Raw genomic sequence first — 19,494 nt, 5'->3', positions numbered from 1 at the left:
GAGTTGGGTTTCTTATTCAGCATCGGAGGTGATTTCACGAACCCGATAGAAACGGGATGGCTTGTCGGCTGGTGGTGAATCCGTTCTTGGTGGTCCTCGGTCAATCCATTGGACCCGATTCCCTGCTGCCCGGATGCGCACGGGTGAGACCTTCCAATCCGTGCCGTTATTCGAATACTGGACCTCGTAGAGCTCTCCTGGTTCGGAGACAAATTCGATGAGCAGGCCGTCGTCGAGGCGGACGCAGCGATCAACGGCCAGACCTTCGTCCACGGCGGCTGGGTCTGATTCGGGAATGGTCACGAGCGACACCTCGATCTGGGGATCGAGGACCGTGCCGCGAACAGGTGCGTAGTATTCGAGGATCAGCGTGACAGAAGCCCCGGCGGCAAGGGGTTGTCGATGCTCGACCGCCCAAGTGCCTTCCTCGCAGTTCGAGCTGTTGTTTAGGCAGACCCCTTCAGGAAGTCCGGTGACCGTCAGGTCGAAGCCGGCGATCTCGCGCGCTCCGTTGTTGGTGACGGTGATGGATTGCTCGAAGAGACCGGTCTGGCGTTTGAGCTGCAGGTTGCTTGTTAGTCTGAGATCTGGAAGCGGGAGTTCGGGGACGGTGAAGGTGATCGTGGTTTCGGTCACATTGCCGGCAGTGTCCTCTGCAGAGATGGTCACCTCCGAGGATCCTGACTCCCAAGGGTTGTAGATCACGGTGAGGTCGCCATTTTCCGCGCTGATTTCCAGAGAGCGAAAAATTTCGGGTCGGCTGTTTGAGATGATCCGCCAGAAAAGGGGGTCATTGGGGTCTGGATTGAGGGTAGTCGCACCGAGAGCGAGATGGAGGTCGGCTGCTGATCCCGGATCGATAATTGAGTCAGGGAATTGTTCGCTGAAGATGGGGGCAGCATTGGGGTAGTAGGCGAGAATTCTCCGGTCCTGCCGGGTGCCACCGATACCAACAAGAAGCCCGTTCGAATAGGCGACTTCGCCACCTAATTCCAGAGACTGGAGGAACTGCCCGCTCTGCTTGTCAAAGACATGTGTCCACGAGTCACTGTAGGCTAGAAGGTGGTCTTCAAGAACGATAACTGAAATTAGGCTCTCATTAGGGACGGGAGAGGTGTAGCTGGTCGATGGCGATCCGTCTGAAAGGAAGACCGAGGAAACCGTGCTTCTTCCGGCGATGTAGGCGTGTGACTCATCAATGGCTACATTTCGGACGCTTCCCATCGAATGCTCGAAGGTCCATGTCAATTGGCGGTTCCGAATGTCGATGCACGAGATCGAATTCCGACTGCTGAGAATCGCATGATCTCCCCTGACGACGGGACGCGCCGAACTGTCGGGGAGGGCAATTGACCAAAGCATTCGGTTGTCGGAAGCCCGGTGGGCCGCGAATAGGTTCTCGTGGCTTGAGTAGAGCACGTGCTCGTGTAGGGAGCAGTTGTCGATGGGCGCGACGGCAAGTTGGCTTGGGACCGGGTGGTCGTGCCAGACCGCTCCAGGGCGACCTTTGCGATTCAGAAGAATGGACCCTGGCTGGAGAATCGGGCCAAGCAAGTAGGATCCGAGAAATTGATCCGATTCCATTTCGATAGAGGTTCCGATGTCGAGCAGGTCAAATGCCCGGTAGACGGTGGAAGGAGGCGTTGGGTCATTTCTTGGGGCATCTGGCGTGTGAAACCATGCTCTGCCATCATGGATCGATGGTGGCGACAAATCAGGCGGAGCTGTGACGGTGGATTCGCGAAGCGAGCCATCGGATAGGTTCAGGAAATGGACACTCGCTGTCGTGGCGTCCTGAAGGGATTCTGTGACGATGCCCTGAGCACTCACCGCAAAATGATTCTCTGTACTGGGTAGGATGAGTTCGGGGGAGGAAGACCATTTTGGAACGAAGGTATGTCTTCCCAAACGGGCTGGCATGTAGGATGAGGCATTGAAGGAACCTCCTACGGCGGTCCAGTCCTGACCAAGCCTGTCAGATTCCGTAACAGACACCATCACCTCAGTGGAATGCTCCATGCCGACGGCATTTCGTGCGGTTAACCGATAGAGGCCTTCGCTTGGCCAACCTTCGATATGAAGACGACTTTCGGTCTGACCCGGCAGGGGGGTTCCATTCAATTCCCATTGGAATTCAATGGGCTTGGCGCCAGCGATCTCGGGTTCGATCCTCAGATCATGACCCTGTTTGATTTCCAGCGATTCCGGAAGCCCGGAAATCTTGGGGGCGGCGTCATCCGAAACCACTTCGACGAGCGAGAAATACCAGCGCTGGCCGCCCTTGCCATCATTCAGCCTGAATTCAATCGGGCTGTGTTTTCCTGTTATCGCCGGAACCATTCCCTCAAGCACATGCTGATTCGGACCGGGGCTGCGATCGCGGAGCCAGCTTGGCTTGGAGATGATCTCGAGGGCCACATCGTCGCCGTTGGGATCAATCGTATCGATCTCAATCGATACCGGAGCATTCGCTGGCAATTGGATCTTCTTGGGTAGTGAGTTGGTGAGGCGTGGTCTCCGGTTGGCTTGCTCATCGAGAATGACGAGAAAGTTTCGATCCATCCCGGGTGAGACATCGTTCGTCCAGATCATGACCATGCCTCCGTCGACAGCCTGATCGCCACTGAGTGAAGTCTCAAGGAAGCCTCCGAAGCTGTCCGGAATACGGATCGGACTCTGCTGCTCCCATATTCCGTTTCTCCGGTGAAAAGGAATCACCACATCCACCGAATTGGTGTTTGATTCGAGACTGAGCCACGCGTCGACGCAGAGCCAGTCACCGCTTATGGAAACGTTGTCTTTGAAGGTGACCCGAATGTCGTCCCGGGATTCGTCGGGGATGATGCGGTCCACGGCAACCCAGCGGCCGGAGAGGTTCTTTTCGAACACCTCGATCAAGGTCGGGTTCCTACTGTCGATTTGGACTGCGATTCTCGATCCGTCGAAACTGAATTCGCCCGGATGATCTCGGTCGAGTCGTTCGGAACTCAGCTTCTGCACTTCTGTCCATTGGTTGTTGGCCGGATTGCGCTCAAAAACATAGAGGTCCGCATAGCGCCGTTGAAACGAAGCTCCCCAACCGTTGGCTTCCACGACGGCGGTATTGCCACGGATGATGGTCTTGGAACCGAATCGGTCGCCATTGAAGCTGTCGGAAGGCTGCAAGGATTGGGTTCTGTTTCCTTCCAGGTCATAGACATGAAGAACTCCTGCATTGGGGCCCGTGGTGCCACTCGCCTGCTGGTTGGTCCAGATGCTCGAATGGTTGGCCGCAACCGATATGCCGAAACTTTTCGGTTCCAGAAAGCTCTCGGGTGTTCTCGCCCATTCGGCACTCCAGCCATGCTCCAGAGGAGTGAACATCGCGATTTCTCCCCGGTCCCTGTCTCCGCTGATCCCCACTCCCGATCCTGAGTTTCCGATCACCAAAAATTCGCCTGCAAAGGCTGAAGAACGAGACCCCGTGGACCCGAAGCCCGGATAGCGATGAACCTTTTGGGCATCGGTGGAAAAGCCTGAGTCGCTCCGATCAATTGAGACTAGATTGGATGAGTCAAGCAGGACAAGCGGATCCTGAAATTTGGCTTCCGTCGCGGCGGCGCCGCCAGGAACACCCACCTGATGAATCCGATGGTTGATCGTGAAGCTTGAGACCTCACCCTTGACGGTTTCACCGTCTCTGATCGTGTCGATCCTCCAGTAATAGGTTCCACCGTGAGAAATCAGGCCTTCCAGACTTTGGGCGTTTTGGATGCTTCCGCCGAGAAATAGGTCGGAGAGTGGAGTGGCGGACTCGGTTTGCGCCTCATTCGTTCCCAAGTAGATTTGATAGGAGATATCCCCGTCGCTTCGACTCCATTTCAATTCATCGGGGAGGTCCAGAAAGACCTGGCGGTCCCGGGGGAACGTCTCGAAGTCACTCAGGACCGAACTGATTTCGAATGACGCAAGTTCGTCGTCGTGGCCAAATCCGATGATTCGCTCTCCCGACGAATCGGCAACGGCATAAGAAAGGTTAAAAGGAAATCTTCCGGCCTCAGTGCCTGAGTCCGTGAAATAGAAGCGGTTGGTGGTGAATCCGAGTGCGCCGTCTGCCGTGAGGCCTCCTAAACCCGTGAAGGACGGCAGGTTTAGCTGGGTTTTGAACTTCGATTCCCCATCAAAGATCAGCCGGCCGATGGAGAAATGGCTCAGGTCCTGACTTACGAAGATATTGTCGCTGATTTGGTCGAGCTGGAAGATGCCGAGCAGGCTGGCACCGCTTCGGTCCATGGAATACCGCGAGATCTGTGAACTGGAAATCCGGGTGTAGATGCCATTGACGGGATCGTAGTAGCTCGCCGATGCCGATCCCGTGACTCCGGCTTCGATGGCGTAAAGGAGAGTGCCGTCGCTGCTATCGTGGACATCGAAGCCAAACTGCCGTTCCAAGATCAGCGTGTCGTCACCAATCGTGCTTATCGAATTGACCTTTTGGTCTACAGGAAACGATCCGATCGTATCGAGCGCAGGTTGATCCAGAGTAACAATACGATAAGGGATCCCACTACATAGGATCACCTTGCCATCCTCCCTGCGAATGGCGATCGAGGAAACATCTGAATCGAGCCTCACAGCGGATGTGATTTCAAGTATCTCAGGGTCAATCGTATAGATGTATCCGTCCAGCACGCCCACGTTTGTCTGCGGGGGGAAATAGCCAATGACCCCTGGTCGAAGGGGATCGGCGATCAGTTCGCTGACCCTGAAGTGGTCAAGAATGAGTTTCACGGGTACCGTCAAAACGCCGACCTGCGAGCTAAGTCTAATGGATCCTTGATGGTAGCCCGCCCCAAGGTCTGCGGTGTCGAGGGTGATTTTCAGCTGACCCGGTCCCGTCAGCTCAGCGGATGGAACTTTGATCCAGTCGTCCGTGGTGCTGACGCTCCAGATCGTTGTATTGGCTGTGTGGACATTGATCGAAGTCTCGAGTTCGACGACTCCTTCCATTGATCGAATTCCGACGAAGGATGACTCAGGGTGAAGGTCACTCGTCGTGAAGCTCTCCACTGCCTGGTGCTGCCCGCCTCCGGTGGGGCGGACCGTCCAGTATCGAGTGACTCCCGGAGGGAGGCTGTTCTCCAAAGCGAAGGTCGGGAAAGGGGTGGAGCCGACCAGGGTTTCGTGGCTAGGAAGATCCGATGGCGATTCGCTGACGAAGACGTCCCACGAAGTGACCCCCTTCATGGGAGGCCAATTGAGTGTTGGCTCAGCGACCACCGGTTCGCCATTTTTTGGTGAGACCGTCATTCCGGGTAGGGTCCCACCAAGGGCGGTAAGTAGATGGGTGCTCTGGATCACTGACCACGCATCAGCCTGGACCGTTCTGGACTCCATTGCCCGAATCAAGCGGTCGTAGTCGGATGTGAATGTGCAGGCCGTGGCTCTATTTGATAACGGGAACAGCGACTCGCCGGAAGTCATGTCGATGATCGAGTTGGAAGAGCCAAGTCCGTAGGTTCCGGTCGGAGAAACGCAGCTGACACCAATGGCGTTCTGTCGTCCTTGGCTCGGGACGGTTTTGAGACTGGGCAACTCGTGGAAGGAGCCGAGGAAGAACAGATGTTTGCCATCGGCTGTGATTTGGAAAACCTTGGATGCGGATGATAAAGTGCTCTTGGTTGGTTCCGGGGCCGTTTGCTGAAGTTGAAGCGCTCCTTCGTCGTTCGTGGCGAGGGAGACAATACGCCCTGATTGGGCGAATGCACCTTGCCTCCTGATGTAGGCGTAGAGGATTGGCTTGTTGGGATCCTTCAGAAGTGCCGAAAAGGATCCTCCATCCTCTAACAGTTGTTCGGGTCCGATTTCGAAAACGACTGACGATGTCGAAAGCCGGTAAATTCTGATCGGCGTCGGGCCGAAACCGTCGATGTAGGCGATCAGATCTTCCCCGATGGATTCAATCTTTCCGTCAAAGTTATAGGTAAGTGGAAAGTCTGGAAGGGAAATGGATTTTGCGCTGGAGAAGTCGTCGATCGGAATCAGGTGGGCTGTGCCCGGCCTGTGGCTGACACACAGTACCCTTTGGTTCTCGTAATCGATCGAAAGGTCCGATGCGGATGTGCCAAGCGACACCGCTTCGATGGGTCTGAGCGTCGTCGCATCGATCCTGACAAGGCTGTCGACGCCGGATAGTGAGGAGTCACGATGAATCGCATAGAGGAATGGGAGATCCCGATGTGCTACCATCTCCACGAGCAAGGGGTAGTGAACCGAGAGATTGATCTGCAGTCGGTGAGCCGTTTCTCCGTCGTTCGCGAAAATGATCTCTTCGTTGTAGGTGCCGACTTCTAGTTCCTGAGTCGATGCGGAGAGTTCGAAAAATCCAGAATTGGGATCCCGCGTGATGGTAAGCCAGCTGGGAGCGCCGCTGATCGCATAGTTCTTACTTGGATCGAGTTCCTGGATTTCGTGGGGAATTGCGGAAAGCTTCGTGGCAAATGGAGCCCCCAATCTCAAGGTTGATTGGGTCTGAGCCATACCGGCATTGATGCCGAAGAATGCGAGTGCAAGGATGATGACCACGCGAAACATGTGCCTCTTTTGATGATTCATGGTAGTGTTGGTCGAAGCGGAGCGATGGGGATAATTGTCGACCGGGGAGTACGCCCGATTGCTGCGATTTAAGGAATCGAAGACTGCCGCTTGTTCCCTCACAAGTTGAAACTGAGTCACTGGCTGGATCGTAGAGCCGTCCGCCGGTGAGATATCCAGAGATCGTTGTAGACCGGGAAATGATCTCATGTCCCAAGAGTAGTTCACCTCAAGATGAACCATCAGGAGCCTCAATGTATCTCCGCAATCGCCGTGAGTCGGAGTGGGCCGATCTATCAGAACGACAGGAAGTTCTTCAGCATCGTCTTGCCTTCCTCGGTCAGGATCGACTCGGGGTGGAACTGGACGCCGTGAACGGGATGGACCTTGTGCTTCACGCCCATGATCTCGTCTTCGGCGGTCCAGGCGGTGACTTCAAGGTCATCGGGGAGGGTGTCGCGTTTGACGATGAGGGAGTGATAGCGGGTCGCGGTGAAGGGACTCGGGAGACCTTTGAAAACGCTCTTTCCTTCGTGAATGATCGGCGAGGTTTTGCCGTGCATCAGACGGTCGGCGCGGACGACGTCGCCGCCGTAAACCTGGCCGATGGATTGGTGGCCGAGGCAGACGCCGAGGATCGGGGTGGTGGGGCCGAGCTCCTTGATGACGGCGCAGGAAATGCCAGCTTCGTTCGGCGTGCAGGGACCGGGCGAGACGCAGATCTGTGAAGGCTTGAGAGCCTTCACTTCGTCGACGGTCATCGCGTCGTTGCGGATGATCTTCATTTCCGCACCTAGCTCGCCGAAGTACTGGACGAGGTTGTAGGTGAAGGAGTCGTAGTTATCGATGATGAGGAGCATTTGGCGGAAACTTTAACTGGAAGGAAGTGACGGGCGGACTGAAGTCCGCGCTCCGTTAGCTTTCGATGGTGCGGGCGAGGGCGATGGCGCGGAGCATGCCCTTCGCTTTGTTGACGGTCTCGTTGTATTCGTAGGTCGGGTTCGAGTCGGCGACGACTCCGGCACCGGCCTGGACGTAGGCTTTGCCGTCTTTCAGAAGGCAGGTGCGCAGGGTGATGCAGGAATCGTGTCCGCCATCGAAGCCGAAGTAACCGACGGCTCCGGCGTAGGCGCAGCGTTTGCTTTTCTCGAGGTCGTTGATGATCTGCATGGCGCGGATCTTCGGGGCGCCGCTGACGGTGCCGGCGGGGAAAGTGGCACGGAGCACGTCGTAGGCGCTGTGCTCGGGGTCGAGCTCGCCGGTCACGTTTGAGACGATGTGCATGACGTGGCTATAGCGCTCGACGATCATGAAGTCGTCGACTTTGACGCTGCCGTGTTTGGCGATGCGGCCGACGTCGTTGCGCGCGAGGTCGATGAGCATGAGGTGCTCGGCGCATTCCTTCGGGTCGTCCAGCAGGTCCTGGGCGAGAGCATCGTCCTCTTCTTGAGTCTTGCCCCTCCAGCGGGTCCCGGCGATGGGGCGGATGTCGATTTTGCCATCGATCGCGCGGACGTGTACTTCCGGCGAACTGCCAACGAGGGCGAAGCCTTCCAGTTCGAGGATGAACATGTAGGGCGAGGGGTTGACATGGCGCAGGGCGCGGTAGAGGTCGACCGGAGACTGATGGAAGGGGGTCTCGAATCGCTGGCTCGGGACGAATTGGAAGACGTCGCCGGCGGCGATGTATTCTTTCCCTTGCACGACCATGTCCTCGTATTGCGCCTGTGTGGTGTTGCTGGTGGCATCGCAGGGCTCGACGCTTGTCAGGCCGTTCAGCGAGGGAACGTGGAGCGGGCGATTTAGCATTTCGACAAGCGCGGAAACTTTCTCGCGCGCGGCGATGTAGGCTTCTTCCAGGGTCTCGTGCTCGGCCGGGAAGGCGTTTGCAATGATCTGGAGGCGGCGCAGCTTCTGGTCGAAGACGATCAGGGTGTCGGCGAGAACAAAAACGGCGTCGGGGATGCCGAGCTCATCTTTTGGCGGAGCCGCAACGGTAGGCTCGAACTGGCGCACGGCGTCGTAGGCCAGGTAGCCGACCAAGCCGCCGCAGAAGGGAGGCAGATTGCCATGGAGGACCGAGCGGTAGGGTGCCATGTGACGCTCGAGCGCGGCGAGCACGTCGTCCTCAACAGTCTCGGTGGTGAGCTTCGAGCCTTCCCGGATGGTGATTTCCTTTCCACGGGCTTCGATGATGCGGCGCGGGCCGCTGCCGAGGATTGACCAGCGTCCGCTTTTGTCGGTGCTCTCGGCGCTTTCCAAGAGAAACGAATGGCGCCCGTCGCGCACTTTTAAGTACGCGGACAAGGGGGTTTCAAAATCCGCAGCAAGCTGGGTGAAGACGGGGATGACGTTTCCCTGCTCGGCCAGTTGCGCGAATTCCTCTAATGAGGGCTCGATCGGGATCGGATTCACGTGGGCCGGGAGTGTGGCCGTGTTGGCGTCCTGCGCAAGCCCCGAAGAGCGTGAGAAATCGCTCATTCATGGAGAAACAAAGCAGCCCCGCATCAGAAGGTGCGGGGCTGCCATTGGTTCAGTGGTTGAGTTAAGCGTCAGATCATTTCTGATCGCGAGTCGCGTCGGCTTCGTCTTCGAGCTGGTCGGCAGCGCGTTCCGTCCGTTCGCGAATGTTGTCGGCGGTGCCGTCAGCACCCATGTCCTCAGCGGAATCCGCAGCGCGCTCACCGCTGTCGCGGGCCTTATCGGCGGCGTCTTCCATGGAATCGGCCTTGTTTTCGAGAGCGTCTTCACGACGGTTTTCGGCTGGTGAGTCACAGGCAACCAGAGTGAAAGCTGCTGCGATGGTGCTGATGATTAGTGGTAGTTTCATGATTCTATTGGTTTGTTTGTTTATGGGAGATTCGTTGGGGTGGCTCAGCGTTTACTGAGCGAGCTGGAAACTTCGATTTGGTTCACGACCCCGAGGACGCCGGGTACGCCTCGCACATCATCCTCGGCAGCGTGGCGAGCTTTGTGGCTGAGGGCGGTGCCGCTCAGCAAGATGGTGCCGTTCTGCATTTCAAGCTGCAGCGAGGAAGCATCGACCCGAGGATCTGCCTCGAGAACCAGATTGGCGACCTTGAGAGAGTCGGAAGGCATGTAGGGCTTGTCACCCATTCCTTCCATTCGGAGGTCGGAATTGATCTGGAGCTTCGAGGAGTCGACAGACATCACTCCGGTCACGAGGGAGGTGCGCTCAAGACGATTTTTCTCATCGAGGCTCCCGACTTGACCGCTGAGAGTGGCGGTTCCGTCGCTGACTTTGATGTTAACAGGCAACATGTCGAAGAGCGGGTCGTCGTGAAACTGGATAAGCAATTGCTCCTGAATCGCTTCCTCAGGTCGGACATCGGCAAATTCGATGCTCAGCTGGTTCTCGATGCGATGAACGCCTTTGATTCTGGAAACCATCTCGCGGGCGAGTTCGCGTTCATCGTAGGTGCTGACTTCGCCCTTGAGGATGATGGTGTTTCCTGACTGGGATACCTGGATCCGGCTCGGATCGATGGCTTTGCTTTTGTCGAGGGCCTCTCGGGTGACTCGGACAAGTTCCGGCTCCGATTGCTCGGGCGAGATTTTCAACTGATTCACCGCGCCATAGACGCCGTTAGTCGTGATGGCGAGGGAGGCGGCAAATTCGGCTTGGTCGATGGTTTCAACCTGGCCGCTCAGGATGGCGATATGATCTTCGACTTGGATATCAATCACCGCGCCTTCCAAACGAGGGCTTGAGTCGTAGGCCACTTTGAGAAATTCGGCGTACCCCTGGTCGGTGCTAGGACCTGGTTCCGGAGTGCCCAGAACCAGCATCGGGCTGATTCCCAAGAGGGCAGCCGTAAGAAGTGAAATGCGGTTCGTTTTCATAATCAGTGGAGGTTAATGCTCCCCAATCTCCAAGCGAACACCGCGCCATCGGTCTGGGTATCTTGATAAGTCACAGACTATCAAGGATAAATGGCCGGTTGAGGCCCGGTATCGAAAGTTTGCGTTATGCGAAATCAGCGCATTACGTCGTCCGGAAGGGTGCAATTAGCACGATGAAGGGATCCCCCACTTTGAAAGTGCGGATCCCAAAGGATCCGCACGATCCGAACATCGAATCCTTGAAGGCATTGGGCTGAAGCCGGAGTTCCCATGAGGATTTGCGGTCTTCCAAGCCGCTTCAAAGCGCGGTCGCCCTGCTCCGCAAGAGGTTGCAGCGCGGACGAAGGTCTGCTGGCTTGTGCTTCGAGATTACCTGCTGGGAATCAGCAACTTGCGTCCATTCCACAAATAATTGGCGCCTGAGATCGCGGTCAGGGCGATGGAAAGCCACAGCGAGATCGGCATGAGCCAACCTTCGGGTTTGGTGAGCATCAGTATGAAGTGAACGACGTCCGGAGCGCCCTGAATCTGGTCAAAGGTCAGCCAGACGAGGGCATCGATGACGAAGACCAGCTGAAAGGTCGTTTTCCATTTCCCCAGTCGATCCGCCGCCAGCACCTGCCCTGCTTCGATCGCGATCTGCCGTAGGCCGGTGACGAGGAATTCGCGACCGATGATCAGGGCGGTGGCCCACACCGGTGCCAGCTCCAGCACCGACATGAAGACAAAAGCGGCGCAGACGAGAATCTTATCCGCGAGGGGATCGAGGAGCTTTCCGAGGGGGGTGACGAGGTTCAATTTTCGGGCCAGATAGCCGTCGAGCCAATCCGTGGCGGCGGCGACCGAAAAGGTGCCCAGAGCGATCGAATAACCTGTGAGTCCTGGAAATTCCATGGCCGCTACAAAAATAGCGGCCAAGACCAGGCGTGACAGGGTGATGGCATTCGGGAGGTTCACGGCGCGAATGTGAGGAATGCATACCAATCTGGCAACAAGGGGTTGCGCTCTTTGTCGGAGTTCCTTAAAGCCCCGCGTCCAGTAAACCAATCCAAGATCATGAGTAAAAGCGATTTCGGCCTCATCGGCCTGGCCGTCATGGGCCAGAACCTTGTCCTGAACGTGGAGTCCCGCGGCTTCCAAGTTTCCGTATTTAACCGTACCACTTCCGTCACCGAGGAGTTCATTGCGGCCAACCCTGGCAAGAAGCTTGTCGGTAGCAAGACGCTCGAAGAGTTCGTCCAGTCCCTTGCTGTCCCACGTAAGATCCAGATCATGGTGAAGGCCGGTGGTCCTGTGGATGCCGTCATCGAGCAACTTATCCCGCTTCTTGATAAGGGTGACATCATCATCGACGGTGGTAACTCGCTCTACACCGACACCGAGCGTCGCGACAAATACTGTGCGGAAGCCGGTATGCGTTTCATCGGAGCCGGTGTTTCCGGTGGCGAGGAAGGTGCGCTCAAGGGCCCATCGATCATGCCTGGCGGCCCTGCTTCCACTTGGGAAGTGATGAAGCCGATTTTCGAAAGCATCTCCGCCAAGGTGGACGGCGAGCCATGCGTGGTTCACATCGGTGAAGGTGGCGCAGGTCACTTCGTCAAGATGGTCCACAACGGCATCGAATACGGCGACATGCAGCTCATCTGCGAAGCCTACAACATCTTCAAGGCCGCAGGTTTCTCCAATGAGGAGCTCGCCGACATTTTCGCTGACTGGAACGAGGGCGACCTCGAAAGCTTCCTCATTGAAATCACCGCCAACATCTTCAAGCAGAAGGATCCGGAAACCGGCAAGGACATCGTCGATCTGATCGTCGACAAGGCCGGCCAGAAGGGCACCGGACGCTGGACCGTGATGGGTTCGGTGGAGCAGGCGGTTCCATTCTCGACCATCGCCGGCTCTGTCGAAGCTCGGATTCTTTCCTCGATGCGTGATCAGCGCAAGGTGGCCAGCGGCATCCTCGAAGGTCCCGACAACTGGAACTTCGAACTGAAGGGCATGAGCAAGGAAGAGCTTGTTTCGAAAGTTCGCAACGCCCTCTATGCTTCGAAGATCGTCTCCTACGCGCAGGGACTTGATCTCATCAGCAAGGTCGGTGCCGACAAGGGTTGGGACCTCAACCTCGGCGAGATCGCCAAGATCTGGCGTGGGGGCTGCATCATCCGTGCGCGCTTCCTCAACCGCATCACCGAAGCGTATCAGAGCGACACGCCTCCAACGAACCTGATGCTTTCCCCGTTCTTCACCAAGGTTCTGAACGACGGCCAGCAGGATTGGCGCGAAGTGGTGGCACTGGCCGCAACGAATGGCATCCCGGTTCCATCCTTCGGTGGTTCACTCAGCTACTACGATGCTTACCGTGCCGAGCGTCTGCCTGCGAACCTGCTTCAGGCTCAGCGCGACTTCTTTGGTGCGCACACCTATGAGCGCACCGACAAGCCAGAAGGCGAGTTCTTCCACACCGAAGACTGGCCGGATCTGATCAGCTGATCGCATTTCCGAACAATTCCCATGCCCGTCACTTCGCAAGGAGTGGCGGGCATTTTTTTGGGGACCCAAGAGGGAAAAGAGGGTTCAGAAGCCATTGCGTTTCAGCTGTCCTCAGAATTTTTCTTGATAGCTCAAATTAAAATTAGGACGATGAGCAATCAACCATTCAGAGGAATGGCAGTTTGAATCAGATACATAATTCGATGAACACGATGAACAAAAGTTTTCAGTTGATATTGGTAGCGGGTCTGGTGGCTTCGAATTCGGAGGCAGCTGTAGTCATCGGCGGTGGAACCCACGATGGTGATTTTTCGCAGAATACCGTGGCAAATGCTTCTTGGATTGAGAGGCAGAATCTCGACCAGGGATGGTACACCAATGGAGGTAGCTGGACAGTTGTGGGAGGCGTAGCCACGAAAATGGATGCTGGAGCGGTAAACAATGGCATTGGTCAGGCAGTGACCATGCCGACTGGCGTTGGAAGCGATAGCGTGTTGAATATCAGCTTCAACTGGGGCGCAGCTGCGGCCGGCAATACGATCTTCTTCGATGTGATCGGTCTCTACAATAATAACCGGGAGACCGCCTCCGACGATTTTTTTGAACTGAGCGGGACGGCGTTTCGCGCCAGTAACTTGTCAAACGGAGCCGCCGGTATCGACCTGCTGGACGGTTCGGCTCAAGCGGCAGCGCAGGTCCCAACGGGGACCATTTCTCTGGTGGCAGCAGCGGCTGGAGACCAGGCCCCCTATTCATTGGCTATAGACGCCTCCAGTTACGCGGCTATCGGCGGGGAACTGGGGAACCTTGAATACCTTGCTGTGTGCTTCAGGGGAGATTCGGGCGTGACCGTGGATAATGTTATGATCGCCACCATCCCGGAGCCAACCTCAACGGCGCTGGTTGCCTTGGGTCTTGGCGGTTTGCTCGCTCGGCGCAGAAGAATTTGATTTGGAACTGTGATCATCCGCGAAATCGCCTTCTCCGTCTACCCGGTCAAAGACATGTCCCGGGCGCGCAAGTTCTACGAAGGCGTGCTCGGACTATCGGCCACCATGGATCACGAGATGGAAGGTGGCCACTGGGTGGAATACGACATCGGCGCAGGCACGCTGGCGATCGGTGTCGCGCCGGGGATGGAACCGAGCAGAGATGGCTGCAGTGTGGCGCTGGAAGTCGACGACTTTGAAAAAGCCGTCGCGGAACTCGAGGCCGCGAATGTTGAATTCAATTTTGGTCCTTTGGAAACGCCCGTTTGCCATATGGCCTTTGTCCGCGATCCTGATGGGAACTCCATCGGGATCCACAAACGGAAGGACGGGCACGCATAGTTCAAAAGCCCGGAGCGAAACGCTGCCCTTGCTCGCTCCGTCAAACCATCGGGATCTTCCGTTGGCAGAGCTGAATGGGGAAGCCCCAAGGGTCTCGGAGCATGGCGAGGAGGTCACCGGCATCGGTGGTGGTGGCTTGCTGTGCGATTGTGGCACCTGCTTCTAGCAGCAGGTCGATCTTCTCCGTCATGTCCTCGCAGGTGAGGGCGAGGTGCATGAGAAGAGGATCGGTGGAGGCGTAGTCCGGACTCGTGAGTGAGGGATTGTTGTAGAGTTCGATCATGACCCGCCCTCCACTATCTGCGAGGAATCGGACCGGAAAAGGTTCGTCGCTGCCACGCTTCAGGGTGAAACCAAGGTGTCGGCAAAACCATTCAGTCATTTCTCCAGGGTGCTCAACCTGCCACGCAATGTGTTCAATCGTCATGGATGACTAAAGCGAGCCGGGCTGTGCGGGGTCAACGGTGTATCGGTGATTTCTGGAGAAGTCTACCAGAGTGGGTAGAGCAGGCCGTTTCACGGGTTTCTGTGGTTTCGTGGGGGCGACGAAGCCAAGTCCCCAGAGCTTTGAGTCAGGCGGCGACGAGTGGGGAAGAAGCATCGTGCGGGGCAAAGATTTGAGGTAGGAGGCTGGCGGAATCGCTTGGTAACTTGGTAGCGGAGGAGGGCGGGGCTCTCGCTTCGTCGAAGAATTGCGAGTGGAAGTGGGATAGCCCAGAGCCAGAAGAGTGAAGGGAATGAAAATGAAGGTCACGGGATCAAGGGATCTGCAGGTGTTGAAAGCCTCAATGAACGGTGCCGGTTCACCGATGGCGGGATGGCTTCCCGTCAGGGGCTGATGAGGGAGGAGCCGGCATTTCGTCGGTAAGGAACACATGGTCGGGGAGTTCAGCACCAATTTCGGTGTTTCGACGGATGATCTTCGAAAGCGTCTGTTGCTCAATGATTTCCAGAAGTGATGGATCCAATGCGGATTCATACCAGAATCGGTCACCATCCCTGAGAGCGATGAATTGCTTGCTGATGATCTTGTGAAGCACGGGACCGAGCATCGCTCCGCGGACGTGAGGCTCGCAAAGTCCGCCAACCCAGAGATCGATGTCGTCCACGGAATCATACACCGAGGCTAGCTTCCCTTGCAGGTCACGATCAGGAGTGACATCTCGGAAATTGCGGGCTTTTGGCATGCCCAGTTCCGCTCTAACAGAGTTGTAGGATGGAACTCCGTGGTCGCGTCCTCGCTGAATATTCAATGAAGCAAGGTCGAATCCGCCAGATCCAGGTGGACCGAAAAGAAAATTCCGAAGATCATCCACCAGGGTGATATCGAGTTCCTGACAGCGCTGTCCGGCGAGTCCGCGAAGCACGGCGTCGATGCCGTAATCTTCCGTCAGGGCCGGATCGAAGAAGGCGTTGGAGAGTGAAAGGTTCCCGTCCTCAATCGTTTCTCCATCGCCATTCAGGCGCAGGATTTCTGGCGACAACAAGCTGTGCCCCAGGCGATAGGCCGCGGTGGCGAACTCGTTGGCAACTGTTGGATCCAGTTCGCCATCGTATCCTTGATAGGGGGGGATGGCGCGAGCTCCGAGGAGGAGGGGAAGAAACTCCTTATAGGTAATGTGCTGCATTTCTGCCCCGACGATCATCCGTGCGAACTCGTAGGTTTCGTCGTCGCCCGCTGCCGGATTGGCTTTTTTGAATTCCGCAGCCCAATGATTGTGCTCCCGCACGAAGAGCGTGTGCATGGCGGTTAGTCCGACTTGTTCATTCGCGCGCACGTCACCTGCGAGGAACCAGATGCCGGAGGAGTCGGGCGCATTTTCCTCACCACCCTCATTGTAAGGAAGGAGATCGCCATGCTCCGATGAACTCGTTTTGAGTTCACCACTGCCATCGAGTTTCCGCAGTGCGTAGGCTCTGACGCTGTCAGAACCGTAGACGTTTGAAGCATCAATGAATGAAGTGTTCTCATTGACCTGTTCGCGGACTCCGCTGTGATCTTCGTAGTAAGAGCGGTTCATGGGAATGATCTGCGTCCCAGTCCCATTCGGATCGAACCAGATGTCTCCCATGGGCACCCGTATGTCGAAAGGTTCCTCGGGTTCGATTGTTGGAGTTTCGACGATGTCGTGATCAAGGAACTGGCCCCATTGCCAAAGGTAGTCGGTGGCGCCGCGACGATTGGGAAGATCTTGCTCGCCTGCGACGACCGCGTTGCTGACGGCGCGTGCAGAAGGACGTTCTGGGCCTGCAGGAGATCCAGAGGCATCGGCATAGTCGGCATCAAAGATCCGGAGCATGGGCTGCCGGGCTGCACCCAGCGCGGGTTCCTCGAGGTTGTTTCCGTGACCATCGATGCTTCGGAACTCCTCGGGAAACTCCACCGTTTCCGATTCTTCGAGTGGACGCTCGGCTCGATGTTCTTCCCGATGCCGTGGAACCGGGATGCCCGGTGCGAAGCGATCCGCGTCTCGCGCCCAAAGGGCACTGGAGAGGGTAGAGGCGATCAATAAACTCGTGGAGATTGGTATTTTCTTGGTCATGGCTTGGAATGGTTTGGTTTCCGTGGAATTGCCGGTTCCGCATGGAGTTGATTGGGCCCGAGCCATGTTAGGGGATGATGTCGGACGGCAGCGGATTCTGTTAAGCAATGGTAAAAGTGGTCGCCCTCGAGGCGGATTCTAAGTCAGCATCCACCCAATGGATGCAAATGACGGTTCGGAAGGTCGCCCACTGCTGGTCATCGATGACGACCGGAAACTCTGTGGATTGATTCGCGATTATCTTGCCCCACTGGGCTGGAAGGTGGACATGCGGCACACTGGGACAGAGGGTCTGGAGGAGGCGAAGACGGGTTGCTACGAGGCGGTCATTCTCGATGTGATGATGCCTGGAATGGATGGCTTCGAGGTGCTTCGTGAGCTGCGCAAGACCTCGAATGTACCGGTTCTCATGCTCACTGCGATGGGTGAGGAGGCGGACCGAATTGTGGGACTGGAAATGGGAGCGGATGACTATCTTCCCAAAACATTTTCGAGCCGGGAACTTCTCGCGCGCTTGCGGGCCGTCACGAGGAGGGTGGGACTTGGCGAATCGGAGTCGAAGCCTGCTGGAGATCTGGTTGTAGGAGATTTGCGGTTGAATGAAGAGACCCATGTTGCGCTCCTTGAAAACGAAGTCCTGGATCTAACAGCACTCGAGTTCGCGATGCTGGCATCACTCATGAAGGCGAAGGGACGGGTCAAATCCCGTGAAGCTCTGTTAGAAGATGTTTCCGAGCGTCGCTTCGATGTCTTCGACAGATCCATCGATGTGCACGTTTCCCAGCTGCGAAGGAAGCTGGGAGATGATGCCAGAGCTCCGCGGTATATTCAGACGATTCGTGGTGTCGGATACAAGCTTCTCGAAGGAGGTGCGCGATGAGCCGGAAGCCCCGATTTCCGCTTTTGGCCAAAATGGTGGTGTGGTTGCTGATCCACTTTGTGGTGCTGACGGGAGCCTTCGCCATCTTCGTGGACTGGCAGTTGAAACTCGGGCTCGACTCGGTGTTGAGTGGTGCTGCCGGTGATCGTTTGAAGACTCTAGGGAGCGCGGTGGCCTCAGATCTCAAAGTAGCAAACCGCGATGAGTGGCCGGAGATCATGGAGGACCATCTCGGAGCATACGGTCTGGATGCGATGCTCAAGCTCTCTCCGCCGGAGAATACGGTGATTGGGGGAGAACTGGAGATCCCCAAAGATATTCATGAGAGGTTGAACCAGGGAGGTGGCGGGGGGAGGGGGCCGACGCCGCCGCGTGAGCGTGAGCGGTTTCCCGAGCAGGATGGAAGAAGTCGTCGAGGCGGTCCTCCTCCACCGGATGGGATGACCGGAGGCGAAGGCGACCTGGGATTTGGGTCTCTTGATAGACCACCAAATGGAAGACCTCCGGGGCCCGGCAGAAGCCAGGATGATGGACCTGAAGTGCGCCCTCTGTTTCTTCATCGCTCGGACACGGGCAGCTATTGGGCCGCCATCGATTTGCCGCTTTTCGAGCCAGAAGAGGAATCTCCTCTTCATGGCATGCTGATCCTGCGATCTAACAGTGCTTCTGCTGGAGGCTTGTTCTTCGACTTCCAGCCATGGCTTATGGGTGGGCTTGCCGTTCTCTTCCTAAGTCTTCTCCTCTGGGCTCCCTTCATCGTCGGTATCACTCGCTATGTTTCGCGACTCTCGCGTGCAACCGAGCGCATCGCTCTTGGGAAATTTGATACCCAAATCAACGGCTCCCGCAGGGATGAGCTTGGAAGCCTCGGTGAGTCGATCGAAGAAATGGCGCAGCAGATCGACCGACTCCTCCGGGGGCAGAAACGCTTTCTCGGCGATGTCGCTCATGAACTTTGTTCGCCTCTTGCGCGAATCAGGACCGGCCTGGGCGTCATGGAGCACGGATTGAGCCCCGCACAGAAAGAGCGACTCGATTCAATCGATGAGGACGTTGGCGAGTTGTCAGATCTGATTTCGGAGATCCTCGCTTTTACCAAGGCCTCAACCGCGCCCAATTCCGTCAATCTTGAGCCAGTCGATCTCCTTCCCCTACTGAAGGAAGAGCTGGAACGGGAATGCCCAGGTCATGAGGTGGAGTGGAGGGTCGCCGATGGAACGCGTGTTCTCGCAGATCGGAGATTGCTTTCGCGTGCCGTCGCGAACGTCATGCGGAATGCCCATCGGCACGCAGGTGCGGGGTGCGCTCTTGCCATCTACACGAAAGCCAGGCGCGAGAACGTCGAGCTGATGATCGCAGACGACGGGCCGGGAGTTGGTCCTGGTATCGTTTCTCGCCTGTTCGAACCCTTCTATCGGCCTGACGAAGCCCGCAATCGGGAAGCTGGTGGTGCGGGGCTTGGAATGGCGATCGTCCGAACCGCCGCTGAAGCCTGCGGCGGATCCGTCTCGGCACGCCGTGTCGATCCTCATGGTTTGGCGGTGATTTTGGTCCTTCCAGCCGCCTGAATTGCAGGAATCTGCAAAACGACCCTCACTCGACCGCGTTTTTCCGACCCCTTCGAGAAAAACCCAGGTTCCGCGGACCCTTGTTTTCTAGGGGTTTTTGGTCATTTTGGAAAAAACCTCAAAAAACGTCCCGAAAGGTATTGACGTAACGGGGTGAAAATGTAGTTTCCCCCCGCCGCGCCGAACAGCGCAGCGCGAGAGACGAGAGTCGATCGGAAGTCGGGAACGGACCCAAGGGTCACCCT

13 protein-coding genes are annotated in these 19,494 nt (G+C 56.7%); 5 read left to right on the top strand and 8 right to left on the bottom strand.

What is annotated here, in order from left to right:
- Positions 1-12: 12 nt before the first annotated feature.
- From ACFQY0_RS13560 to pgsA, 6 genes are all read right to left on the bottom strand, one after another.
- Positions 13-6,594, bottom strand: coding sequence for a hypothetical protein (locus ACFQY0_RS13560; protein ID WP_379713277.1), 6,582 nt, complete (start codon positions 6,592-6,594; stop codon positions 13-15).
- 275 nt (positions 6,595-6,869) lie between these two features.
- Positions 6,870-7,433 carry an anthranilate synthase component II gene (locus tag ACFQY0_RS13555; protein ID WP_379713275.1) on the bottom strand — a complete coding sequence of 188 codons (564 nt, stop codon included), beginning with the start codon at positions 7,431-7,433 and terminating at the stop codon, positions 6,870-6,872.
- Between the two features lie 55 nt (positions 7,434-7,488).
- On the bottom strand, positions 7,489-9,054 hold the full coding sequence (trpE, locus tag ACFQY0_RS13550) for an anthranilate synthase component I (RefSeq protein WP_379713273.1): 1,566 nt from the start codon (positions 9,052-9,054) through the stop codon (positions 7,489-7,491).
- Positions 9,055-9,130: 76 nt separating this feature from the next.
- Positions 9,131-9,403 carry a hypothetical protein gene (locus ACFQY0_RS13545; protein WP_379713271.1) on the bottom strand — a complete coding sequence of 91 codons (273 nt, stop codon included), beginning with the start codon at positions 9,401-9,403 and terminating at the stop codon, positions 9,131-9,133.
- A 44-nt stretch (positions 9,404-9,447) separates the two neighbouring features.
- Positions 9,448-10,437: a BON domain-containing protein gene (locus tag ACFQY0_RS13540; RefSeq protein ID WP_379713269.1), complete on the bottom strand. Its 990-nt coding sequence runs from the start codon at positions 10,435-10,437 to the stop codon at positions 9,448-9,450.
- A 369-nt stretch (positions 10,438-10,806) separates the two neighbouring features.
- On the bottom strand, positions 10,807-11,394 hold the full coding sequence (gene pgsA / locus ACFQY0_RS13535; protein WP_379713267.1) for a CDP-diacylglycerol--glycerol-3-phosphate 3-phosphatidyltransferase: 588 nt from the start codon (positions 11,392-11,394) through the stop codon (positions 10,807-10,809).
- A 99-nt stretch (positions 11,395-11,493) separates the two neighbouring features.
- Between pgsA and gnd the strand changes: the two genes are divergently transcribed.
- The 3 genes from gnd (at position 11,494) to ACFQY0_RS13520 (ending at position 14,258) form a co-directional block, all read left to right on the top strand.
- Entirely contained in the window at positions 11,494-12,927 is a 1,434-nt protein-coding gene (gene gnd, locus ACFQY0_RS13530; RefSeq protein WP_379713265.1) for a decarboxylating NADP(+)-dependent phosphogluconate dehydrogenase, read from the top strand.
- Between the two features lie 203 nt (positions 12,928-13,130).
- Entirely contained in the window at positions 13,131-13,877 is a 747-nt protein-coding gene (locus ACFQY0_RS13525) for a PEP-CTERM sorting domain-containing protein (RefSeq protein ID WP_379713263.1), read from the top strand.
- A gap of 9 nt (positions 13,878-13,886) precedes the next feature.
- The gene (locus tag ACFQY0_RS13520; protein ID WP_379713261.1) at positions 13,887-14,258 is read left to right on the top strand and encodes a VOC family protein; all 372 of its coding nucleotides are present in this window, start codon (positions 13,887-13,889) and stop codon (positions 14,256-14,258) included.
- 40 nt (positions 14,259-14,298) lie between these two features.
- Here the strand turns inward: ACFQY0_RS13520 and ACFQY0_RS13515 are convergent, their stop codons facing one another.
- Both ACFQY0_RS13515 and ACFQY0_RS13510 read right to left on the bottom strand, forming a co-directional pair.
- A complete protein-coding gene (locus ACFQY0_RS13515; RefSeq protein WP_379713259.1) occupies positions 14,299-14,685 on the bottom strand; it encodes a VOC family protein in 387 nt (128 codons plus the stop codon).
- Between the two features lie 376 nt (positions 14,686-15,061).
- Positions 15,062-16,801, bottom strand: coding sequence for a peroxidase family protein (locus tag ACFQY0_RS13510; RefSeq protein ID WP_379713257.1), 1,740 nt, complete (start codon positions 16,799-16,801; stop codon positions 15,062-15,064).
- A gap of 157 nt (positions 16,802-16,958) precedes the next feature.
- Between ACFQY0_RS13510 and ACFQY0_RS13505 the strand changes: the two genes are divergently transcribed.
- The gene (locus ACFQY0_RS13505) at positions 16,959-17,681 is read left to right on the top strand and encodes a response regulator transcription factor (RefSeq protein ID WP_379713255.1); all 723 of its coding nucleotides are present in this window, start codon (positions 16,959-16,961) and stop codon (positions 17,679-17,681) included.
- Positions 17,678-19,249 (top strand): sensor histidine kinase, encoded by a 1,572-nt coding sequence (locus tag ACFQY0_RS13500; RefSeq protein ID WP_379713253.1) that lies wholly within the window; start codon positions 17,678-17,680, stop codon positions 19,247-19,249. Before ACFQY0_RS13505 ends, ACFQY0_RS13500 begins: the two co-directional genes overlap by 4 nt.
- Positions 19,250-19,494: the final 245 nt, after the last annotated feature.

The sequence above is a fragment of the Haloferula chungangensis genome (genome assembly GCF_042664875.1).
Classification (GTDB): domain Bacteria; phylum Verrucomicrobiota; class Verrucomicrobiia; order Verrucomicrobiales; family Akkermansiaceae; genus Haloferula; species Haloferula chungangensis.
Note: the sequence above shows the minus strand (reverse complement) of the source record. Positions and strands in the feature narration are given on the sequence as shown.